This window comes from Flavobacterium sp. GQ95 (assembly GCF_059758655.1).
In genome coordinates this window covers 275,128-298,058 of the sequence record NZ_JCAXEB010000002.1, presented here as the reverse complement: position 1 = coordinate 298,058, position 22,931 = coordinate 275,128, and the positions used below count along the sequence as shown (strand labels likewise).

Here is a 22,931-nt window from a genome sequence, read left to right as displayed (position 1 = left end):
TCCGCACAGAAAATCGCCAATCTTTGTCGAATTCCTTGTTTGTTCCTTCATCCCTCAGGATGACAATCGCGTCGCATATCTCACATTTTTCTAATTTTCTAATTATCTCATCAAATACCTACTTCACAGAAAACTGATAATAAGAAACCGTATGATATTTTTCTCCCGGTTTCAAAACAATCGGAGCAAATTTGGGTTGATTTGGAGCATCTGGAAAATGTTGCGTTTCTAAGGCAAAAGCAGTTCTAAAATCGTCTTTTGCACCAGATTTAAAGGTGTTTTTCGATTGCATAAAGTTTCCACTATAAAACTGCAAACCCGGTTCCTGTGTGTAGATGTCTAATGTAATTCCTGATTTGTCGCCTGAAATTGTAGCGGCATGATTCAGACTCTTTTTCTTTGTTCCGTTTAAAACGTAATTATGATCGTATCCTTTTCCGAATTTTAACTGTTCATCGTTAGTTTCAATTCTTTCGCCAATAGTATGTTTTGAAGTAAAATCAAAAGGAGTGTTTTTAACTGGTTTTAATTCGCCAGACGGAATTAACCCTTCATCAACAGGCGTAAATTCATTAGCATAAACCTGAAGTTCGTGATTTAAGATCGAACCGCTTCCTTCTCCATTCAAATTAAAAAAGGCATGATTGGTTAAATTCACTAAAGTTGTTTTATCTGTCGTAGCTTCATATTGCATTTTAATGGTTTGATCCGCTTCAAGCGTATAAGTCACTTTTACCGTTAAATTCCCGGGGAAACCCTGCTCTCGATCTGGTGAAACATAACTAAAGACCAACGTATTTTCATTCGTTTTATTGGCATCCCAAACCACATCCTGAAAACCTTTTACACCACCGTGCAAAGCATTTTTTCCATTATTTAAAGACACCTGATATTGTTTCCCTTCTAAGGCAAATTTTCCTTTTGCAATACGGTTTCCAACTCGTCCGATTGTTGCACCAAAATAAGGTTCAGTCGAAGTTTTAAAACCTTTTGCGCTGTTCATTCCAACTACAACATCAGTTTGTTTTCCATTTTTATCTGCAATCCAAAGTCCGATTAATCTTCCTCCGTAATTGGTAAAAGCTGCTTTTATTCCTTTGTTTTCTATCCAATACAAATTGACTTTTTTGCCATCCATTATGGTGTCAAAATTTTTAGTTTCTAAAACTGGTTTAATAGAATCAGATACCATTTGAGTTGTTTCCTTTACAACCTCATCTGCCCTTTTGTTGTCTTTACAATTAAACTGAAAAAATGCCAGCAAAACGACCGCTGCTATTTGAATATTTTTCATTTTTATGATTTTAAAATGTTTTTTATTTTGATGGAATTGCCAATTTAGTTTCTTCGCTTACAGGTTCACCCAAAACTGGGAAACCATTTGCATCCCAATTAATTTTCTGCATTCTCGGTGCTCTTTGATTCCCACAGCCTTCACCGGGATTTGAATTGGCGTGATATAAAATCCAGTCTTCTTTTCCATCAGGAGATTTAAAAAAGGAGTTATGTCCCGGAGCGTACACTTTATTTTTATCTGATTGTTTGAAAATTGGCTCATCGGCTTTTTTCCAGGCATTTGCGTCTAATAAATTGTCACCGCCATTGAAGCTTAATAGTCCCAAAGCGTAGAAATCTGTCCAACAACCACTGGCCGAAAACACTATGAAAATTTTATCTCCATTTTGCAAAAACTGCGGGCCTTCATTAACATTTACCTGAGGTGGATTAACAGGATCATTCAGTGCTCCGTGCGTTTCCCACTCATGTGTTGGTGAAGAAATTAAAACGCGATCGCCTTCAATTTCAAGTGGGTTTTTCATTTTGGCGATGTAAATATTCTGCTGCCCGTTTGTGTCGCCTTCCCAGCCTGCCCAAATCATGTACAGCTGTTTTTTATATTCAAATACATTTCCGTCAATCGCCCATTTATCGGTTTTAGCCGCAATTTTTCCTTTAAATTCCCATTTTCCTTTAAACGGATCTGATGCTTTATTTTCTAAAACATACATTCTGTGATTATTGTTATCACCATTATCTGCAGCAAAATATGCGTACCATTTTCCGTTGATGATATGAAATTCAGGTGCCCAGATTTCTGCCGAATAATCAGTTCCTTTTGGAGCTTCCCAGATCGTTTTGCTTTCGGCGTTCTTTAGATTAGACAAGTCTTTTGTTTTCCATAAAACCAATCTGTTTCCCAAAGTATTTGTGTAGTAATAATAGCCTTTATAGTAGGTACTGTAAGGGTCTGCGCCTGAAGGGAGAATTGGGTTTGAGAATGTTTTTTGCTGTGCAAAAGTTATAGAAACAAACAAAAGCAAAAATGGAATGATGTATTTTTTCATTTGAAATTGTATTATTTACTTGTTTGATTTAAAACATTAATGATTTCAGTATTCATTCTGTTTACTTCTTTAAAATCCATTTTATCCACTTTTCTGTCGTAGGTCATAAATCCGTTTACTTCGCCTTCAACATCGGTTGTTTGTGTGTAAACTGCTGCTGAAAAACCTGATTTTACGTAGTTTTTTAAAATCTGCGCATACTTGATGTATTCTGCCGTAACTTCATTTTCATTTTTGAATTTTACATATCCCCAATTGTCATTGGCTCTCCATAAATGTCCTTCAAGCGGCAGACCTATTCCGCCATATTCGCCTAAAACGGTTACTCTTCGGGCATCATATAAATACATTTCCGGCCCCGGATAATTGTGTAAATCTAAAATATCGCCGGTCTGAAAATGATTTCCGCCACTTGATGAATTCGTTAATCGGCTTGGATCATGATTTTTGGTCCATTCTGTAATTTCAACGGTTTTAAATTGTCCCCAGGCTTCGTTAAACGGAACCCAAACCACAATACTTGGATACGAATACAAATGATCCATAATGGCTGCCCATTCTTTCTTGTAGATTTCTTCTGACTTTGCAGAACGCTGCAATTCATTTCCTTCAAAATACTTTTTGTTTTGCCAAACCGGTTGCTCGTCTCCGCTTGGCATATCCTGCCAAACCAAAATTCCCAATTGATCACAATGCGTATACCAACGCTCCGGTTCTACTTTTACGTGTTTGCGGATCATATTAAAACCTAATTCTTTAGTCTTAATAATATCGTATTTCAAGGCTTCATCTGTTGGCGCCGTGTATAATCCGTCAGGCCACCAACCCTGATCAAGCGGGCCAAACTGAAAATAATCTTTGTTGTTCAATTGCATTCTGACAATGCCAAATTCATCTCGTTTGGATGAAATTTTTCGCATAGCAAAATAGCTTTTTACTTCATCAACCACTTTATCATCGCTGATTAAACTGATTTTAGTCTGATATAAAAACGGATTCTCCGGCGACCATAATTTGGGGTTATTCAAAATAATATCTAAACTTTCTCCCACAACCGCTTTCTCTTTTGCAATTTCATTTCCACTATCAAAAACAGAAATTTCAATAATATCACCCGTTTTTGCACCGGCAACATCTGCTTTGATGCTAATGCTGTTTTGATCAATATTTGGAGTTGTTTTTAAAGCTGTAATGTTTTTGGTATTTACCGGTTCAATCCAAACCGTTTGCCAGATTCCGGTAACGGGCGTGTACCAGATTCCTTCGGGATTTTTAACTTGTTTACCTCTTGGTTGTGGTCCATCGTTTGACGGATCCCACACTTTTACCATCAATTTCTGTTTTTTTCTTTTTTTGATAAATGGTGTGATATCAAACGAAAATGGTGTGTAACCGCCAGTATGCGAACCAATTTTGATATTGTTGATCCAAATTTCAGTTTTCCAGTCTACAGCTCCAAAATGCAGCAAAATATTTTGACCTTTCCAGTTGGAATCAATCGAGAAATTGGTTTCATACCAAAGTTCCTTCTCCGCTCCCACTTGCTTCATAACGCCTGACAAACTCGATTCAACCGCAAACGGAACCAGAATTTGCCCGTCATATTTTGAAGGTACCGTTTTTCCAAGATCCTGAATGGCATAATTCCATAAGCCATTTAGATTTTTCCATCGGCTACGCTCCATAATCGGACGGGGATATTCAGGTAAAGTTTTATCCGGATCAACCTGTGCTGCCCATTTCGTTTTGATTTTATCTCCCTGAGGCTTCCATTGTGCATTCGTCATAAATCCTAAAAACAGGAAAATAAGCACTATTATTTTATTTTTCATTGTAGATTTTCTGTTTTAAAGCTTAATAAATTACCAGACCATTTCCACATAGCCTGGTAATTTCCAAACACTAACTTAACTAACCAATTCTTTTTGAGTTATGAGTTTGGAGTTATGAATTATGAGTTAAACTCCAACACTCAACTCATAACTCATAATTCATAACTCATAATTCATAACTTATAACTTTTTCGTAAGGCCAAATTTCTTCACCAAACTATCGTATTCATTTCTTGAAATGGTAACCATACAGCCGTGGCGTACTTTTTCAGGGAAACTGTATTTGTCCCAATCAGCAAAAAAGGTATATCCTGAAGCCTGAAACCAGGGTCCGTTTAGGTTATCAGCAATTGATAATCCGTACGAAACTCCCGGATATTGTTCGTAATACATATACCAAATTTTATCATCCGGTGACGGAATCAACATTGGTGCTTCTCTGAAGTTTGGGCTGATCGATTGCTGGGGCAAAGAATAAGGACCTAAAAGCGATTTTGATTTTGCAATTCGAATGGTTTTTCCAGTTGTCCAATACAAGGTTGGATAGGTTTCATCTTTGATAACAGCGTAGTAGGAATCGCCAATTTTACGGATGAAAACATCAATTGTTCCCATATCCCAATCGAATAAACGTTTTGGAGTTCCTTCAAAAGTTTTTAAATCTTTAGATAAAACATATAATGTTCTCTGGCTTGCCCAATAACGTTCCGGATCTTCTTTTGTTCCGTCAAGATGCGGCGTATGCCAGGTCATAATAAATTTTCCTGAAGGAGCATCGTAATACAATTTTGGTGCCCCAATTCGCTGTAAAGCATTTGCATAATCTGGCGTACTTTTTAAATCGGGCGTATAATCTGAATGTTTTTTCCAGGTAATTAAATCGTCAGAAACCCAAATATTAATGCTTTTTGCATCGTCACCTGTATTTCCTGCGATGTAATATTTCCCATCTGGGCCTTTGCAGATGTCGGGATGGCCTTTATATTCCTCAAAAACTCGTTTTCCGTTATTTAGATTCTCCCAATGCAAACCATCCAAACTAACGGAATAATACAATCTGCCATAATCGTTATGCGTCATATGAGCAAAAAGATAGGCTTCGTTTTTAGGTTTTTCATTTCCCTTCACCTGTCCCGGCGGATCTGGTTGTTGCGCTTCCGCAGAAAATCTAACCAGAATTACTAGTAAAAAATATAGTCGTTTTATCATATTCATTTTTTTAAAATGTGTCAATATGTTAATATGACAATGTGTCAATTAGAAAATTAGATAATGCCTTAAACTCTTTGAAATTATGTTCTAATTATTCATGCCACACATTAAAGGATTAAAATGTTTTTTTTTCGCCACGAATTCACGAATGATTGCGTATAATAGATTAAAAAATTCGTGAATTCGTGGCTATTTATCCGTTCCAAAAAAATTATCTAATTATCTAATTGACACATTATCTAATTCTTTTCATTCGCCTCAGCCGTCATCTTTTTAATCAAATCCGTTTCGGCTTTAATGTAAGGCGTTCCATCAGTGTGAAAAACTTCGTGAAACCAAACTTCCGGCTCAGCGTCGTATTGTTTCGTCCAGCTGTCCCAGGCGTATTTGGTTTGTGTTTTTCCGTCAACTAGTCCCCAGTTGATCATACCAACATTGTATTTGCGGGCAACTGGCAGGAAACCTTCAAACGTACTCCCATTTGGTCTGGCCATATATTCTGTACAAATCAGCGGTTTTCCGTAAAGTTGCAATTGTTTGATAACTTTTTCAAAATCTGCAGGCGTATTGTAATTATGAAATGAAAGCACGTCTGACTGTTCAATTTGCATTTTATGCATTGGAAGCATTTTCTTCGGATCGCTCCAGTCTCCAACCCACACTCCTGAAGTCAATGGTTGTGATGGCTTGCTTTCTCTTGCCCAGATAAAAACGTTTTTTAGAAGCGGTAAAATCAAAGCGGCTTTGTTTTTTATCTCCACTTTTTCATATGATGGTCCCGTCATATTATCGGGTTCATTCCAGACATCCCAGCCTAATATACGTTCGTCTTTTTTAAATTTAGAAACCGTTTCTTTTACATATTTCTCTAAACGCGGATATTGCGTTGTATCCTGTAAAACCTTTTGTCCCGGACTTTGTACCCATCCCGAGTTATGCGTATGCGGTTTTGGAGCACGTTGTTTTCCTAAAACCGGAAACGGATCCCAGCACGAATCAAATAAAACAAATAGTATTTTGATATGATGTTTATCGGCAATTTCTAAAAAAGTATCCATGCGTTTGTAAAGACCTTCAGCATCTTGTTTGTGCAGTAAGTCGTGCAGATAGACACGCATTACATTCATACCAATTCCTTCGGCCCAGCCTAATTCCTGATCGATTCTTTTTGGGTCGAAACTATCAGCCTGCCACATTTCTAATTGATTAATAGCAGTACTTGGGTAGTAATTTGCTCCTACCAACCAGGGCTGTTCAGCATACCATTCATTTGCTTGTTCTTTTGTCCAGATTTCTCTTTTTTTGTCACAACTGAACAATAGTAGTCCAGCTAACATTAAAGTTAGATACAGTTTTATCTTTCTCATTATAAATTTTTCTTAAGTATGAACAATCGTTCTTTTATGGTAAGGGAATCAGATCATTCAATCTGATTCCCTTAAAAATAGTTTAATATTCAGGGTGTTGATCCAGATTTGGATTATTGTCTACATCAACCTGTGGAATTGGTAATCTTTGATTTTTACCCACAACGAAGTTTTTGAAATCAGGATCACGAAGCGCAATTTTATCAACAGAAGCCTGCGTATTTAGATCTCCCCAACGTTTTAAATCTTCCCAACGAACACTTTCGCCAGCTAATTCTAAAACTCTTTCCATTTTTAATCTTTCTAAAAACTTAACACGATCATTTCCTATTTCAGGATGCGCCGCAGCTAGCGTGTTCATGTTTACACGAGCTCTGACCAAATCAACATATTGATAGGCTCCCGCAGTATTTCCTAATTCGTTCAAAACTTCAGCGTAACGCAATAAAATATCAGCATAACGAATTAGTCTGTAATTAACCTGGCTGTAATAATCTTCATTATTTCTGTAGTAATCACGGCTTCCTTTTCTGAACCAGGCTTCGTCATTGTTCCATTCCCAATTTTTACCATATGTTTTATCTCCAAAATCAGCCAATAAACCTGGATAATATAAAGTATATCTTAAACGGGTATCCAGATTACCATCTTTGTTTTTTTCCTGTTTAAAAGCATTTACTAACCAGAAACGAGCCTGCCCGTCTGACCATCCAATACTTCTTGGTGCAAAAAATTGCGCACGATTGCTTGAAACTGCAGCGTTTGGATCTTCACCAGTCCCTCCTTTTCTTTGATCTCCAAACTGAATTTCAAAAACAGATTCGTTGTTGTTTTCATTAACATCCGTGAAATTGTCTCTATAATTAGACATCAGGCTGTATTTAGCTCCCGCACCAGAAATTAAATATTCTAAAGCTGTTTTTGCTTCGGCCCATTTATGCTGTTGCATATATGTTTTTGCCAGAAAAGCTTTTGCAGCTCCTTTATCAGGTCTTCCGGTTTGATCATCTGCCCAGTCGGCAGGTAAATCTTCATACGCTTCATTTAAATCTTTTTCGATCTGAGCCCAAACCTCCGTTACATTTTTTTGCTGTGGTAAATCAGACGGTTTAGAAGGTTCTAAAACCAATGGAATGTTTTCCCAAAGAATAGCTGCATAGTAATAATGTAGGGCTCTAAAGAATTTAGCCTGAGCCAGAATTTTCTTTTTATCATCTTCATTTTGAAAAGTAATATTCGGAACATTTGCCAATACCTGATTGCATCTAAAAACAGCTTTGTAAGTATCTCTCCATGTTACATTGTTCCCTTCCCAAAAATTATAATTGATATAGTTGAATCTTGTCCAGTCTGCCAATTCTGTCCATGGACTTACACTATACCCTTCATCAGAAGTTAAATCTAAACGAAAATAAATCCATCTTGCCCATAAACCATCTTTATAAAACATGGCGTAAATAGAGTTAACACCGGCTTGTGCATCACTTTCAGTTTTCCAATATTGTTCTGTTTCAATATCAGTCTGGCTGTTCAGGTCCAGTTCCTTTTCACAAGATGATGTAAAAAAGAGACCCAGAAAAACTACGGTTATTATTATTATTTTTTTCATTATGCTGTTTTTTAAAAATTAAAAGCTAAACTCAACACCAAAAGAATAGGTCTGAAGATTCGGGAAAGCACCATTATCAACACCTCGTTCAAAAATCTTATTATCGCCAGTATTGCTGAATTCAGGATCTAAACCTTTGTATTTAGAAATTGTAATCACGTTTTGTGCAGATAATGTCAATCTTGCTCTGGTAATACCTGATTTTTGTAAAACACTATCAGGCAAATTGTATCCAAACCCGATGTATTTTAGTCTGATAAAATCGCCGCTTTCTAAGAAGCGGTCACTGTCTCCTCTTGAGTTTAAGGTTGATCCTTTTGTAATTCTAGGAAAATCAGTATTTGGATTTTCAGGTGTCCACGGCTGTATTCCTGTTCTGTAATTACTATTATCATCAAAACGATCTACAACACTTCTGAATCCATTGTAAACAGTGGCTCCATGCGAAGCAATCCAGTTCATAGAAAAATCAAAAGATTCATATTCAGCTCCTGCGTTTAATCCCATTTCAAACTCCGGCCATGGGCTTCCAACGATGTCTTTGTCTTCGTTTGTAATTTCTCCATCACCGTTAACATCTTTAAAACGGATATCGCCAGGTACAGCATTTGGCATAATTACTTTTCCGTCTGCATTTTTGTAGTTCTGAATTTCTGCTGTATTTTGGAACAATCCATCTGTTTGCAGTACATACCACATTCCAACCGGATTTCCGCTACGGGTCATCGTGTTTCCAACAATATTTTCATTTTGGCCGTTACCTAAAGAAACCAGTTTGTTGTTTACTTTTGTAAAGTTTACAGAAGCATTAAAAGAGAAATCATTGATTTTTTTGCTGTACGCCAATTCCAGTTCAATACCTTTATTTTCAACAGTTGCAGCATTAGAAATTGGGTTTCCTCCATCATTTCCAGTGGTTAATAAAATTGGGAAACCAAATAATACATCTTCTGTACGGGCAATAAAATAATCTGCCGTAAAACGCAAATCATTATTTAAAACGCCAAGATCTAACCCAACATTGGTTTGTTTTAGTTTTTCCCAACGTAATTGAGAATTGGCAAGTTTTACCTGTGTTGCAGAAGGATATAAAACTTGTCCGTTTCCTAAAACAACTTGTCCGAAATTATTAATAAAACTTTTAGATTCATACTCTCTAATATTTCCAGAACCTAATTCTCCATAACTCGCTCTTAATTTTAAATCTTTAATGAATTCTGATTTAAAAAAGGATTCATTGCTGATTCTCCATCCCGCAGAAACAGAAGGGAAATTACCCCATTTATTGCCATCGCTAAATCTTGATGATCCGTCACGTCTGATCACCGCATTGAATAAATAGCGATTATCATAATTGTACTCTAATCTTCCTAAATAAGATGTCAAAGCAGCTTCATTAATAAACCCTCCTACTACCGGAGAATCTCCCTGATTTAGAACAGTGTAATACTGACCTGTCGCTGAATTTATCGGAAGATTTCTCTTTGTTCCGTAAATTTGATCATAAGTGTCTTTTTGAAAAGTCTGACCTACTAAAATAGTGATGTCATGTTTGCCAAATTCTTTCTTGAAGTTCAGTGTATTTTCATATAAGAATGTTTGTGATCTTCCTCTATTTTGATCTGTGTACGATTGATCTGGCGGCTGGTTTAATGACCAGTTACCAATTTTTCTTAAAAATTCATAAGAGTCAACACTGGTTTCATATCCAAAATTGAAACGGTATTTTAACCATGGTGCAAATTTTATTTCTGACCAGACGTTTCCTCTAATTCTGAAATTTTCATTTGTAGTATTGGCGAAATCTGCAATTGCCAAAGGATTTGTACCAAAAGTATCAGCAACACCCTGTTTTCCATAACCGTATCCTCCTGGATTAGAAGCATCGTAAACCGGAATTGTAGGCGTTAATCTGTATACATCAATAATTGGATTCCCGGACATTTCATCTGTTTTAGAATTACTGATGGCCAGGTTTTCTCCAATACTGAAAATCCCTTTTGAACCACTTGAATTGACACGAAATGATATTCTGTCAAAATCAGTTCCCACAACAGTTCCCTGATTTCCAAAATAATTAGCCGACATGAAAAAAGTAGAATTTTCTCCACCTCCTGCAAAACTGGCATTGTAATCCTGAATCATTCCCGTTTCAAAAACTTCATCCTGCCAGTCTGTGTTTACTGCCATATTAAGGTTTTGTCTCTGAAATCCGGCATTATCATAAGCCTGATTGTTTAATTTGGTAAACTCTTCAGTTCCCATTAAATCATATCTTGGCATAGTGGTAAAACTTGTTTTTGCCGAAACTTCAACCTGAAGCGGACCTTTCTTACCTTTTTTGGTTGTAATAATGATAACACCATTTGCTGCTCTTGAACCGTAAATAGCTGCTGCAGATGCATCTTTTAAAACCTGAATACTTTCGATATCATTTGGATTAAAATCCCTATTGGCCGATGTCACTAAACCATCAATTACATATAATGGATTAGAACTCTGAAGATTTTTTAAACCACGAATTTCGATATTGGCTTCCTGTCCCGGACGACCGCCACCACGAACTTTTACACCTGTAACTAAACCTTGCAATCCATCAGCAACAGTTGTAACCTGTCTTTTCGTAATTTCGTCTGCTTTTACCAGTGAAACTGCTCCTGTAAGATCTTTTTTCTGCTGTGAACCATAACCTACAACGACAATCTCATCAAGTTTCATTGCATCTTCTGTTAAAGAAGCATTTACAGTGATTCGATTGTTAATAGCCGTTTCTATGGTTTTGTATCCTTGCGAACTAAAAATCAAAGTTTGGTTTGATTTGGCTACAATAGAATATTTTCCGTCAAAGTCGGTAGCAGCACCGTTTGCTGTATTTTTTATTAAAACATTCGCAAAAGGAATTGGATCTCCTGTTTCTGAAGTAACTGTTCCTGTAATCGTAATTTGCTCCTGCGCATACGTTTGTTGTAATAATAAACTAAAGAAAAACAAGAGGTAATATCTCTGCTTTAAAATTTGAGTGAACTTTGTTTTCATTGATTTTTCATTTTAGATAGTTTTCATTTTTTTTGGTTGGTTAACTTTTCATTATTAAAAATTTTAATCGTCCGGTATTCGAACAAAAAAATAAGTAATATTGTTCTTTAGTAAGAATGGGTTCATTGTTCTGTTAAATTATTAATGATGTATTTTTTCAAACATTATTTTATTGATAGCATATTTTTTTTGCTTAAAAATTATCAATTTGATTTATTTGAAAATTCAAAGTAGATGATTTTAATTCAAAATAAAATGATTCATTTGTGTCAATATCTCTCTCAAATGATTCAAATTGTATCTATTTTGACTAAAAATAAAATTCTTGCAACATTTGGAATAAGATTGACACGATTTGCAGAAACCCATTTTTTCAATAAAAATTATAACAATGCGTAAATTCTTTCTTTTTATATTTTTTTCGATTTTTTTGACCAATTTTATTCACGCACAGGAATATTATTTTAAACATTTTCAGGTTGAAGAAGGACTTTCAAACAATACTGTAATCACCTCCATTCAGGATGAAGACGGTTTTATGTGGTTTGGAACTAAAGATGGTCTGAACAGATTTGATGGCTATCATTTTAAAACGTACAGAAGTCAAAACGATCCCATTCACAGTCTCGGAAGCAATTACATACAATCGTTGCACGCCTATCAGGGCACTATTTGGGTAGGAACTGATAAAGGTTTGTATCAGTATGACAAGAAAACAGATCAATTTACAGTTTTGAACGAAGCTATAAATGACAGAATCAACGATATTAATCATGATCAAAAGGGAAATATTTGGTTTATTTCAGGCAATATATTGTACAAATACGCGCCAATCAAGAAAGAAACCAAAACTTTTAGTCCCAACAAATATTTTATTGCAACCTCAATCACCAGGGATTCAAAAGGCGAAATTTGGGCTTCTTCTCTAAACACTATCTATCATTATTCTGAGGAAAGTCTTTCATTTGAAAATATCGTTTTAACACCGCCTTCCAATAAAGCTAATTTCAGGATTACCACAATTTATGCATTAGATTCCGAAAATATTTTGATTGGAACGCAAGATCACGGCGTATTACTTTATAATCGAAAAAACAAAACTACTTCTGATTTGAAATTCAGCACCAAAGAACCTGTTTTTGTGCGTCAGTTCAGAAAAAAAGACAATGAAGCACTTTGGATTGCCAGCGAATCCGGTGTTTACGTTTATAATCTTAAAACAAAAACGAGCATTAATCTCAAAAAAAACTACAACGATCCGTATGCGATTTCAGACAATGCCGCCTACTCTATTACAATTGATAAAGAAAACGGAATATGGATTGGTACTTATTTTGGCGGAATCAACTATCATCAGAAACAATACACACAATTCAAGAAATATTTTCCACAGAAAAATCAGAATTCCATCACAGGAAGCGCCGTAAGGGAAATCCATAAAGATGATACCGGCGACCTTTGGATTGGTACCGAAGATGCCGGCTTAAATCGCTTTAATCCTAAAACAGGAAAGTTTACTTCGTATTTGCCAAACGGAAGCAAAAGCGGTGTTTCCTATTATAACATTCATGGTTTATTGCCTCGAAAAGACAAAATCTGGGTTGGGACTTTTGAACATGGTTTAGATGTTTTGGATCGGAAATCAGGTCTTGTTATAAAGCATTACAGTGCCAATAATTCTTCAACAGGTTTGAGAAGCAACTTTATTTTTTCTTTTGCAGAAACAAAAAATAAAGATTTAATGGTCGTTACCACGATGGGAATTTATTGTTATAATGAGCAAAAAGACAACTTTGATATCTTAAAAATGTTTCCTGAAACAACTCATTATACTGTTTTTAAAGAAGATAGTGATGGAAATTATTGGGCAGGAAGTTACAGGGATGGTTTATTTTTTTATAATTCAAAAACACATAAAAAAGAGGTTTTTATATATGATTATAAAAATCCGAACGGTATTAGCAATAATTCTATCAATTCTATTTTTGAAGACAGCCATAAAAACTTATGGTTTGCCACTGAAAATGGTTTGAATTTATTTGATAAAAAAACCAGAACCTTCAAAAAGTTTACTACTAAAAACGGACTTCCGAGCAGTGTGGTTTATTCTATTTTAGAAGATGAAGCCAGAAATTTATGGCTGACCACTTCTAAAGGTTTGGTGAAGTTTAATCCGAATCATAAAAACATCAAAATCTACACCACCGCCAATGGTTTATTGAGCGATCAGTTTAATTACAGTTCTGCTTTTAGAGATACAAATGGTGATATGTATTTTGGAAATCTAAACGGAATGATCAGTTTCAATCCGAAGAATTTTACCAAAAACAAATACACGCCTTCAATTTTCATTACCAATCTTCAGATCAATAATAAAGATGTTGATGCGAATGAAAATGATTCTCCTATAAAACAATCTATTTCGCATCTTGACGAACTCGAACTCAACAATGATCAATCGTCATTTAATCTTGAATTTGCTTCTTTAAATTTCACAGCCCCAGAACTGACAGAATATTGGTATAAACTGGAAAACGTTAACAATGACTGGGTTTATCTCGAAAGAAACAATAAAGTTTTCTTTACAGAACTGGCGCCCGGAGATTATGTTTTTAAAGTAAAATCGCTGAATAGTTTTGGTGTCTGGAGTAAGGAAGTGGAACTAAAAATCGTAATTCTGCCACCGTTTTGGGCGAGTTCTTATGCTTATTTCTTCTATTTTCTTTTGATTTGCGGTTCGTTTTATTACATCATTCGTTATTCGCAAAATCTGACACAGATTAAAAATAACCGAAAAATAAAGCATCTGAACGACGAAAAAGAAAAGGAAATCTATCAGGCTAAAATTGACTTTTTTACTAATGTAGCACACGAAATAAGAACACCATTAACGCTTATAAAAGGCCCTTTGGAGAAACTTTTGGTGATGGAACATCAATCACCTGAAGTGCCTCAGAATCTTTCTATAATGAAGAAAAATACTTCGAGATTATTGAAATTGGTAAACGAATTATTAGACTTCAGAAAATCAGAAATTGGCGGATTGAAACTCACTTTCGTGGAAGCGAATATTTCTTCTCAGGTTCGAAATTTACATTTAAGATTCAGTCCGTTAATTGAAGAAAAAGGAATTGATTTTGAACTCGAATTGGGCGAAAAAGACATCTTTGCTTTTGTGGATAAAGAAGCTTTCAAAAAAATCCTGAGCAATTTAATCAGTAATGCCATTAAATATTCTAAAGATAAGGTTTCAATATCCTTATTTAGAGACGACAAAAAACTGACTTTGGTGGTTAAAAACGATGGGGATTTGATTCCGTTTCAATTAAAAGACAAAATTTTCGAGCCGTTTTTCAGAGTTGATAATATGGATTCGACTTCCGGAACCGGAATTGGACTTTCATTAGCGCATTCGTTAACACAATTACACAATGGAAATTTACAATTGATTCCGGATTCGGAATTAAATGTTTTTGAACTGATTGTTCCTTTGCATCAAAAAGAAGAATTTATGTTTTATACCGATTCTGAAAAAGAGCAGGTTCAGACTAAAATTGAAAAAATTGAAACAGAATCCAAAAATGAAAAATCACAAATTTTAATTGTCGAAGACAATGAAGATTTGCTGAATTTCATTACAGCCGAATTAGCGTCAACATACACGATTTTAAAAGCGGATAATGGAGAGAATGCTTTAAAAATCATTCATAACGAAAACATTCAGCTGGTTATCAGTGATGTCTCCATGCCGGTTATGGACGGAATAGAAATGTGCAAGGAGATTAAAACCAATCTCGAAACTAGTCATATTCCGGTAATTTTATTGACAGCCAAAAATTCCCTTAAATCACAAATTGACGGTTTAGAAGTGGGTGCTGACGCTTATATTGCAAAACCGTTTTCGATGGACTATTTAAAAGTTCAAACTAATAATTTAATTGAAAACAGAAAGCAAATCATGAATTATTATGCCAGTTCTCCACTTTCGCACATCAAAAGCATTGCACACAATAAAACCGATGAAAAATTCCTAAAAAAATTGGATGATGAAATCCTTAAAAACATCACCGATCCAGATTTAAGCGTCGAATCATTGGCCGAAATCATGAATATGAGCCGTTCAACTTTATACCGAAAAATCAAAGATATCTCGAACTTAAGCCCGAATGAACTGATCAATATAGTACGTTTAAAAAGAGCCGCAGAATTGCTTCTAAATGAAAATTACAAAATGTATGAAATTGCCGAAATGGTGGGTTATAAGTCGCAGACAAGCTTTGGCAGGAACTTTCAAAAGCATTTTTCGATGTCGCCTTCAGATTATATTGCGATGAACAAGTAAATGTGCCAATGTGCCAATTAGATAATGAGATAATTGTGATGCTAATAATTATCTAATTGCCACATTTTCTAATTATCTTTAATCTTCAAAAACAAATCTAATTCTAAAGATGAATAATAGCAATACAATCAGAAAAGTAGCCATTGTCGGTTATAACCGAATTCCTTTCGCAAGGGCAAATACGGCTTACGCCAATGTTGGAAACCAGGAAATGATGACCGCAGCCTTAAACGGTCTTATTGATAAATACAATTTAAAAGGACAGTTATTAGGTGAAGTCGTTGGAGGTGCCGTAATCAAACATACTTATGACAGCAATTTGATTCGGGAATGTGTGATGAAAACAACTCTCGATCCTGCAACTCCTGCCTGCGACTTACAGCAAGCCTGCGATACGGGAATTGAAAGTGCTATTTACATCGCCAATAAAATTGCTTTGGGTCAAATCGAATCCGGAATTGCCGGTGGAGTTGATTCTATAAGCGATATGCCCATCGCGGTAAGTGAAAAACTGAGAAAAATTCTGCTTAATGCACGACAAGCGAAATCATTGGGAGAAAAAATCAAAACGTTTTTGAAACTTCGTCCAGCCGATTTAACACCTTTGGTTCCGAGAAATGAAGAATCACAAACCGGACTTTCAATGGGAGGACATACTGAAATCACGGCTAAACATTACCAAATATCCCGAGAAGATCAGGATAATCTGGCGCTTAAAAGTCATTTAAATATGGCAAAAGCCTATGACGAAGGTTTTTTTGATGATATGATCACCCCTTTCAACGGATTGGATAAAGACAATAATCTTAGAAAAGACAGTTCGATTGAAAAATTAGCCAAATTAAAACCTGCCTTTGACAAAGTAAACGGAACATTAACGGCAGGAAATTCAACACCGCTTACGGACGGCGCATCCTGCGTACTTTTAGCAAGTGAAGAATGGGCAAAAGAGCGCGGACTTCCCATTTTGGCTTATATTACTTTTGCTGAAGTTGCTGCTATCGAATATGTCAAAAATCAGCAAAATCTATTACTAGCACCTTTATTTGCTGCAAGCAGAATGCTCGAAAAAGCCGGACTGACTTTACAGGATTTCGATTATTATGAAATTCACGAAGCGTTTGCTGCGCAGGTTTTAGCCACTTTAAAAATTTGGGAAAGCCCTGAATTGAGTGCACAATTAGGTTTAAAGAAAGCACTTGGTGCAATAGACCGAGAAAAACTAAATGTAAAAGGAAGCAGTTTGGCAGCCGCACACCCTTTTGCCGCAACAGGTGGAAGAATTATTGGCGTTATGGCCAAATTATTAAACGAAAAAGGTTCCGGAAAAGGATTTATTTCAATTTGTGCCGCAGGCGGACAAGGAATTACAATGATTATTGAAAAATAAATTCGGTATTGACAAGATATTTCAAACCCGACAGGTTTCAAAAACCTGTCGGGTTTACTTATGAAATCCAAAAAATTAGTGTTTTTTAAAAAACAAATTCTTCCACACTTGCCAAAGCCTTCGGCAAAGCACTCTCTGCAAAATCAGGAATCGCAGTTCCTTCTACTCTGAAAGTTGTAATATCCGTAATTCCTAAAAAACCTAATACCGTACGCAAATACGATTCTGAAAAGTCATAGCTTTTATAAGGTCCTTCAGAAAATATAGCTCCGGAAGCAATAGATAAAAATACTTTTTTATCTGTCAATAATCCTTTTGGTCCGTTCTCATCATAACTAAAGGTCTTTCCTGCCCTTGCCACCTGATCAATCCAGCCTTTTAATACGGCCGGAATTCCAAAATTATAAAGCGGTACACCAATTACAACAATATCAGCCTCCAAAAGATCTTTTACTGCTGCATCTGAATACTTAAGAGCGTCTTTTTGCGCTTCTGTATGAAGCTCTGCTGGTACATAAATTGCACTTATATGCAGATCAGTCAGGTATGGTAAAGGTGTTTTGGAAAGATCGAGTGTTTGCATCTGAACTTCATTATGTTCTGCTTTCAGTTTCTCCAAAATAGCATTGGATAATTTATTACTAAACGAAGCATCTCCTTTGATGCTCGTTACTATATTCAAAATTCTTTTACTCATGATCATATTTATTTTGTTTGACAATACAAACTTATCTACATTTGCTATCTCTTTTATAGTACTATACTAAAGGATAGCGCTATCATTGGGGATAGTAACCATATAAATATGAAAACAAAGAGCGAAAAAACAAGAGAATTAGGCCATCAAACAGAAGAATGCCTTGCGGCTTTATTGCCTGTAAGGGATGCATTAGAAGTTTTAAGCGGAAGATGGAAGTTACCCATTTTGATTTCATTATCAAACAGGCCGAAACGATTTAAGGAGATTTCTAAAGACATCAACGGAATTACAGATAAAATGCTTTCTAAAGAACTTAAAGATTTAGAAATAAACAAACTGGTAACAAGAACAGTTTATGATACTTTTCCGCCAACTGTTGAATATGCAAGAACAGAACACAGCCATACTTTAACGGATGTAATTATGGCTTTAAAAGATTGGGGAACCTTACACCGGAAAGAAATTATTGGGAATTAAATAATTAGGCAGAAAAAGATTAAATTTGGTTGCCCAAATTATTAATCTTTCTGAATAGTTATGAAAAAAAACCTACATTCCGCGCCTGTAAGGCGACAATTACTCTTTTTACTGCAAGCATTCATTTTATTGATTGCATCGCAGACTTATTCTCAATACATTACACAAAACCTCTCTCCTACAGCAGTTATCAAAGAAGGACTTTCGTTAGAACAATCAGCTGACGGGAGAATTTTTATTGCAGAAAGAGCAGGTATTGTTAAAGTATTTCAAAACAATACCGTTTCACAGGTTTTTACAGTCACAACCGTGACAGATGCCGAGCAGGGTTTACTTGGACTAACCCTACATCCCAATTTTGCCACCAACGGTTTTATTTATGTCTTTTATTCAATCATTGACGGTGGTGTTGTCAGACATCGTATTGAAAGAGTTAAAATAGACAATGCCAACCAGGTGGTGAGCCGACAGGAAATTTTGCTATTAGAACCTATCGGTGGCGGGTTTCATAATGGTGGTGATCTAAAATTCTTCAACGGTTTTCTTTATGTTACCGTTGGAGATAGTCAGCAAAACACTAACTCTCAGGATTTAGACACCTATAAAGGAAAAATTCTCCGACTTACCGAAGACGGATTGCCTGCACCCGGAAATCCTTTTTATGGAAGCGGTTCTGTACAAAGACAAAGCATCTGGGTTTATGGCTTTAGAAATCCGTGGAGACTGGTTCCGAACGTAACTGCCAATAAATTGTTTGTTTTAGATGTTGGAACTTCCTGGGAAGAAATAAATGAAATCAGCAATCCTACCATTCGTAATTATGCCTGGGGGCATCCTCAGGGAGGCGACGGAAAGCAAACGGAGACCAATTTATTTACCAATCCCATATTTACTTACGCCACCGGAAGTATAGGAAATGCTTTAACCAACGGCGTACTTTATAATCCGACCGTTTCCCGCTACCCAAATCTTCAGGGAAAATTTATCATTAAAGATTATGTAAAAACAGAAATCAGATCTTTTGATCCTAATATTGCAGATCCGGTTTCAACTACATTCTTTGTAGCCCCACAGCAATATGCATTAGGGATGATGCTCGGAAACGATGGCTACATTTATTACTGCGCTTACGGAAATAACGGTGCTTTAATCAAACTTGATTATATTGAAACTGCAGCTCCAACGATAGTGAATCATCCGATATCTCAGGCAATCATGGAAACTTCTCCGGTAACTTTTACCGTTTCTGCAAGTGGTACAGGACTTACCTATCAATGGCAGTTTAATAATGTAAATATTAATGGAGCCACCGGGGCAAGTTATACCATTCCAAACGTTACAACTGCGAATGCAGGAGCTTATAAAGTTATTGTTACCAATACAGCAGGAAATGTCACCAGTAATTCTGCGACATTAACAGTAACACCTTTTACAAATCCCCCAACAGTTACACTAATTTCTCCATTGCCTTCATTAAAATGGAATGCAGATGATGTCGTTCATTTTGAAGCCACAGCCACCGATACCGAAGACGGAACTTTGCCTGCAAGTGCTTTTTCATGGAGTATTGATCTTTTTCACGAAGATGTTCCCGGTGCCGGACATTCGCACCCGGGAGCAAGTCCTCAAGGTGTTAAATCTGGGGATTTTACTGCTTCTAATCAAGGAGAAAAAACGCCAAATGTCTGGTATCGTTTTACGGTGAAAGTTACAGACAGTAATGGTTTAACCGCTTCGACTTTTGTTGATATCAAACCTAATTTAGTTGATGTTACTGTAACAAGTTCTCCGGCCTTTCTGAATTTAGAATTCAATCAAAAAGCAGTTGTTGCACCGTCGACGAAACAAGTTGTTGCAAATGCAGCCTTGCAGACTTTAAACGCTCCTACTCCACAATATGTTGGTAATATCCGTTATGATTTTGACCATTGGAGTCAGGGCGGAATGGCGAATCAAACTTTTAAGGCACCAGCTGCCGGGACAATTACCTACACTGCCTTTTATACCGCAACTACGCTTCCTAACGCACCCTATTTGGGGACCATTGCGCAGATTCCCGGCATAATTGAAGCCGAAAATTACGATGTTGGCCCAAATGCCTTTCTGGATAAAAATGGCGGTGGAGACACGGCTTACAGAGCTGGAGACGGCGTAGGTACAGAAGCTTGTAATGAAGGTGGTTTTAATTTGGCCTATGTGGCAAAAGATGAATGGCTGAAATATACAGCAAGAGTAAATACCACAGGAAATTATACTATTAATCTAAGAATTTCAACGCCTTATAATACGAGAAAACTACATCTTGAAGTCGATGGTGTAAATATTACCGGATCAGTAAATATTCCAAATACAGGAGGATTTCAGGCATGGCAAACTCTTGCACTACCAAATATAGCGCTAACGCAAGGTGTTCATACCATTACTTTATATTTTGAGGAAAACGACATCAATATAAACAAAATGGAATTTGTCCTGAACGGTAGTACCGCCGCTCCTATAGCCGATTTTGAAGTTAATCCGCAAATGGGATGTATGAACACAGCTGTTACTTTTACATCAGTTTCAATCGGAACAGTAGATACTTATGCATGGAATTTTGGGGATGGTGCACAGCCTGCAACTGCTACGGGAGTTGGTCCGCACAGTGTTTTGTATAGTAATGAGGGTACTAAGGAAGTTTCATTGACAGTTACCAATACAACTGGCAGCAACACAAAAGAAATTTCGTATATGGTTCATGACTGTCATCTTGGAGTTGAAATTCCTGATAAAGAAATAAACAAAATAAGGGTCTTTCCAAATCCGTCAACTGGAATATTTCATTTATCAAAAGAACTCGAATGGACGGTGTTTTCTCCTTTAGGAATAAAAGTAAAACAAGGATCAGGAAATGTGATTTCGATATCAGAACATGCCAGCGGAATCTATTTTATAAAAACAAATGAAACCAGCAAATCGATACCGATTAGTAAACAATAAGTAAAATAATTTAATAAAAAGCATGCCTTAAATGCTACGTCTGCATTCCGACTTACAAAATGCAGACGTAGCATTTTATTTGATTTTAAAAATCCTCATTTAAGATTACTTGTGTCCATAAAGTAATACTTAAGAAATACCCCACCGAAATAAAAAACAGCACTTAAAATTCTCAATAATTAGGTTTTTTTAATGCATTTTATTTTAAAGAAAGCCTTCATTTTTTTGTATTCTTTATTTTTAAAAAAATAGCAGTAAAAAAAGATGTGAAAATATACAACTAAACATATTTTCTGTAGTTTTATGGTCTGATCCCCAAATAAAATCAGTACATAATGGCTTACAATAACAATGAACTAATGCGTTTTTTAGATGCGCAGAACAAGTTATATCTTTCAGCTCTTTCTGAAATTAAAAAAGGTAAAAAAGAATCTCCCTGGATGTGGTTTGTTTTTCCTCAGATTAAAGGATTTGGATCCTGTGATACTTCCAAATTCTATGAAATTAGAAATGCAGATGAAGCCATAGCTTTTCTGGAACATCCAATTCTGGGAAAACATCTTGTTGAAATTACAGAAGAATTAATCAAAACAGAAGAAAAAACAGCAACAGAAATATTCGGAAACCCCGATGATGAAAAATTGCAATCCTGTCTGACCTTATTCGCCAGTATTCAAAATACAGAGCCGATTTTTCAGGAGGCCCTTCATAAATATTTTGATGGCTCATCTGATTTTCATACGCTGCAATTGCTGTATAGTAATCTTTAATTTTAATACACTTTCATAATAATTTACTATTCCTGTATCAATGTATAAAATAATTTTTCTATAAATTTAAAATAATCGTTCTTTAAATTTGTTTGAAATAAAAAAAGGTCTGGTCTTCTTAACAAATACCATTATGAAATTAGAATATATTCAACTTCAAACAAACAATATTAAAGAAACGGAACTATTTTATAAAGACGTTCTTGACCTTAAAATCATGGAAAAGGGATTAAATTCACTTATAATTCAGGTAGGAAGTTCTGTTTTAAAATTTATTGAAAATCCTGAATTTGATTCTATTTATCACTTCGCTTTTAATATCCCGGAAAATAAACTTGAAGAAGCGATTAAATGGTGCGCCGACAAAATAGATTTAATACTGATTGAAAACAAACGAGTGATTGCAAATTTTGAAACCTGGAATGCAAACGCTATTTATTTTTATGACAATAATGGCAATTTACTGGAATTTATTGCAAGACATGATTTAGATAATTTTCAAATAAAGGAATTCAGTTCTAAATCGATTTTAAATATTAGCGAAATTGGTATTGTCCATGAAGATCCAATGGAATTGGGAAAACAATTAATAGAAGGTCATGATTTGCTGTTTTTTGAAAAAAATTTTAATAGTGAAACTTTTGCTGCAATTGGAGATGATGAAGGTTTACTGATCATTGTAAAGCCCAACCGTAATTGGTATCCAACTCAAATGCCTTCTAAAAGCAATAAAACAGGAATAATAATTGAAAATAAAGGAGCCAAAATTGAATTAAACTTCTAATGCGTTTTCTCATTTCAACGCTTAGCATTGTTTTTAATAAATTTACAAAATAGAAAAGCCCAATTCAAATTAATAAATTGGGCTTTAA

General features: G+C 35.6%; 14 protein-coding genes. 6 read left to right on the top strand and 8 right to left on the bottom strand.

Going from position 1 to position 22,931, the window contains the following annotated elements; all coding sequences use genetic code 11:
* Positions 1-118: 118 nt before the first annotated feature.
* The 7 genes from AC6CH4_RS05945 to AC6CH4_RS05915 all read right to left on the bottom strand — a co-directional run bounded on the left by AC6CH4_RS05945 (position 119) and on the right by AC6CH4_RS05915 (position 11,401).
* Positions 119-1,294, bottom strand: a complete 1,176-nt coding sequence (locus tag AC6CH4_RS05945) for an aldose epimerase family protein (protein WP_498101069.1) — start codon at positions 1,292-1,294, stop codon at positions 119-121.
* A 22-nt stretch (positions 1,295-1,316) separates the two neighbouring features.
* A complete protein-coding gene (locus tag AC6CH4_RS05940) occupies positions 1,317-2,345 on the bottom strand; it encodes a glycoside hydrolase family 43 protein (RefSeq protein WP_498101067.1) in 1,029 nt (342 codons plus the stop codon).
* Between the two features lie 11 nt (positions 2,346-2,356).
* Entirely contained in the window at positions 2,357-4,177 is a 1,821-nt protein-coding gene (locus AC6CH4_RS05935) for a glycoside hydrolase family 2 protein (RefSeq protein WP_498101065.1), read from the bottom strand.
* Between the two features lie 180 nt (positions 4,178-4,357).
* On the bottom strand, positions 4,358-5,386 hold the full coding sequence (locus AC6CH4_RS05930) for a glycoside hydrolase family 43 protein (protein ID WP_498101063.1): 1,029 nt from the start codon (positions 5,384-5,386) through the stop codon (positions 4,358-4,360).
* Positions 5,387-5,628: 242 nt separating this feature from the next.
* Positions 5,629-6,756: a cellulase family glycosylhydrolase gene (locus tag AC6CH4_RS05925; protein ID WP_498101061.1), complete on the bottom strand. Its 1,128-nt coding sequence runs from the start codon at positions 6,754-6,756 to the stop codon at positions 5,629-5,631.
* 82 nt (positions 6,757-6,838) lie between these two features.
* Positions 6,839-8,365, bottom strand: a complete 1,527-nt coding sequence (locus AC6CH4_RS05920) for a RagB/SusD family nutrient uptake outer membrane protein (protein WP_498101059.1) — start codon at positions 8,363-8,365, stop codon at positions 6,839-6,841.
* A gap of 18 nt (positions 8,366-8,383) precedes the next feature.
* Positions 8,384-11,401, bottom strand: coding sequence for a SusC/RagA family TonB-linked outer membrane protein (locus tag AC6CH4_RS05915; protein WP_498101057.1), 3,018 nt, complete (start codon positions 11,399-11,401; stop codon positions 8,384-8,386).
* 391 nt (positions 11,402-11,792) lie between these two features.
* Here AC6CH4_RS05915 and AC6CH4_RS05910 point away from each other — a divergent pair, with 391 nt between their 5' ends.
* A complete protein-coding gene (locus AC6CH4_RS05910; protein WP_498101055.1) occupies positions 11,793-15,743 on the top strand; it encodes a hybrid sensor histidine kinase/response regulator transcription factor in 3,951 nt (1,316 codons plus the stop codon).
* Positions 15,744-15,852: 109 nt separating this feature from the next.
* Entirely contained in the window at positions 15,853-17,133 is a 1,281-nt protein-coding gene (locus AC6CH4_RS05905) for an acetyl-CoA C-acetyltransferase (RefSeq protein ID WP_498101053.1), read from the top strand.
* Positions 17,134-17,218: 85 nt separating this feature from the next.
* On the opposite strand, the gene AC6CH4_RS05900 is transcribed toward AC6CH4_RS05905, so the two are convergent.
* Complete coding sequence (locus tag AC6CH4_RS05900; RefSeq protein WP_498101051.1) at positions 17,219-17,830, bottom strand: FMN-dependent NADH-azoreductase; 612 nt, start codon at positions 17,828-17,830, stop codon at positions 17,219-17,221.
* A gap of 108 nt (positions 17,831-17,938) precedes the next feature.
* Between AC6CH4_RS05900 and AC6CH4_RS05895 the strand changes: the two genes are divergently transcribed.
* The 4 genes from AC6CH4_RS05895 to AC6CH4_RS05880 all read left to right on the top strand — a co-directional run bounded on the left by AC6CH4_RS05895 (position 17,939) and on the right by AC6CH4_RS05880 (position 22,843).
* Positions 17,939-18,310, top strand: a complete 372-nt coding sequence (locus AC6CH4_RS05895; RefSeq protein WP_498101049.1) for a winged helix-turn-helix transcriptional regulator — start codon at positions 17,939-17,941, stop codon at positions 18,308-18,310.
* 60 nt (positions 18,311-18,370) lie between these two features.
* Positions 18,371-21,289 carry a PQQ-dependent sugar dehydrogenase gene (locus tag AC6CH4_RS05890; protein WP_498101047.1) on the top strand — a complete coding sequence of 973 codons (2,919 nt, stop codon included), beginning with the start codon at positions 18,371-18,373 and terminating at the stop codon, positions 21,287-21,289.
* Between the two features lie 335 nt (positions 21,290-21,624).
* Positions 21,625-22,059, top strand: coding sequence for a DUF1810 domain-containing protein (locus AC6CH4_RS05885; RefSeq protein WP_498101045.1), 435 nt, complete (start codon positions 21,625-21,627; stop codon positions 22,057-22,059).
* A gap of 133 nt (positions 22,060-22,192) precedes the next feature.
* Positions 22,193-22,843, top strand: coding sequence for a VOC family protein (locus AC6CH4_RS05880; RefSeq protein ID WP_498101043.1), 651 nt, complete (start codon positions 22,193-22,195; stop codon positions 22,841-22,843).
* Positions 22,844-22,931 lie beyond the last annotated feature (88 nt).

Coding starts and splice junctions, on each gene's coding strand:
- AC6CH4_RS05945 (WP_498101069.1), bottom strand. CDS start 1,294: ATGAAAAATATTCAAATAGCAGCGGTCGTTTTGCTGGCATTTTTTCAG.
- AC6CH4_RS05940 (WP_498101067.1), bottom strand. CDS start 2,345: ATGAAAAAATACATCATTCCATTTTTGCTTTTGTTTGTTTCTATAACT.
- AC6CH4_RS05935 (WP_498101065.1), bottom strand. CDS start 4,177: ATGAAAAATAAAATAATAGTGCTTATTTTCCTGTTTTTAGGATTTATG.
- AC6CH4_RS05930 (WP_498101063.1), bottom strand. CDS start 5,386: ATGATAAAACGACTATATTTTTTACTAGTAATTCTGGTTAGATTTTCT.
- AC6CH4_RS05925 (WP_498101061.1), bottom strand. CDS start 6,756: ATGAGAAAGATAAAACTGTATCTAACTTTAATGTTAGCTGGACTACTA.
- AC6CH4_RS05920 (WP_498101059.1), bottom strand. CDS start 8,365: ATGAAAAAAATAATAATAATAACCGTAGTTTTTCTGGGTCTCTTTTTT.
- AC6CH4_RS05915 (WP_498101057.1), bottom strand. CDS start 11,401: ATGAAAACAAAGTTCACTCAAATTTTAAAGCAGAGATATTACCTCTTG.
- AC6CH4_RS05910 (WP_498101055.1), top strand. CDS start 11,793: ATGCGTAAATTCTTTCTTTTTATATTTTTTTCGATTTTTTTGACCAAT.
- AC6CH4_RS05905 (WP_498101053.1), top strand. CDS start 15,853: ATGAATAATAGCAATACAATCAGAAAAGTAGCCATTGTCGGTTATAAC.
- AC6CH4_RS05900 (WP_498101051.1), bottom strand. CDS start 17,830: ATGAGTAAAAGAATTTTGAATATAGTAACGAGCATCAAAGGAGATGCT.
- AC6CH4_RS05895 (WP_498101049.1), top strand. CDS start 17,939: ATGAAAACAAAGAGCGAAAAAACAAGAGAATTAGGCCATCAAACAGAA.
- AC6CH4_RS05890 (WP_498101047.1), top strand. CDS start 18,371: ATGAAAAAAAACCTACATTCCGCGCCTGTAAGGCGACAATTACTCTTT.
- AC6CH4_RS05885 (WP_498101045.1), top strand. CDS start 21,625: ATGGCTTACAATAACAATGAACTAATGCGTTTTTTAGATGCGCAGAAC.
- AC6CH4_RS05880 (WP_498101043.1), top strand. CDS start 22,193: ATGAAATTAGAATATATTCAACTTCAAACAAACAATATTAAAGAAACG.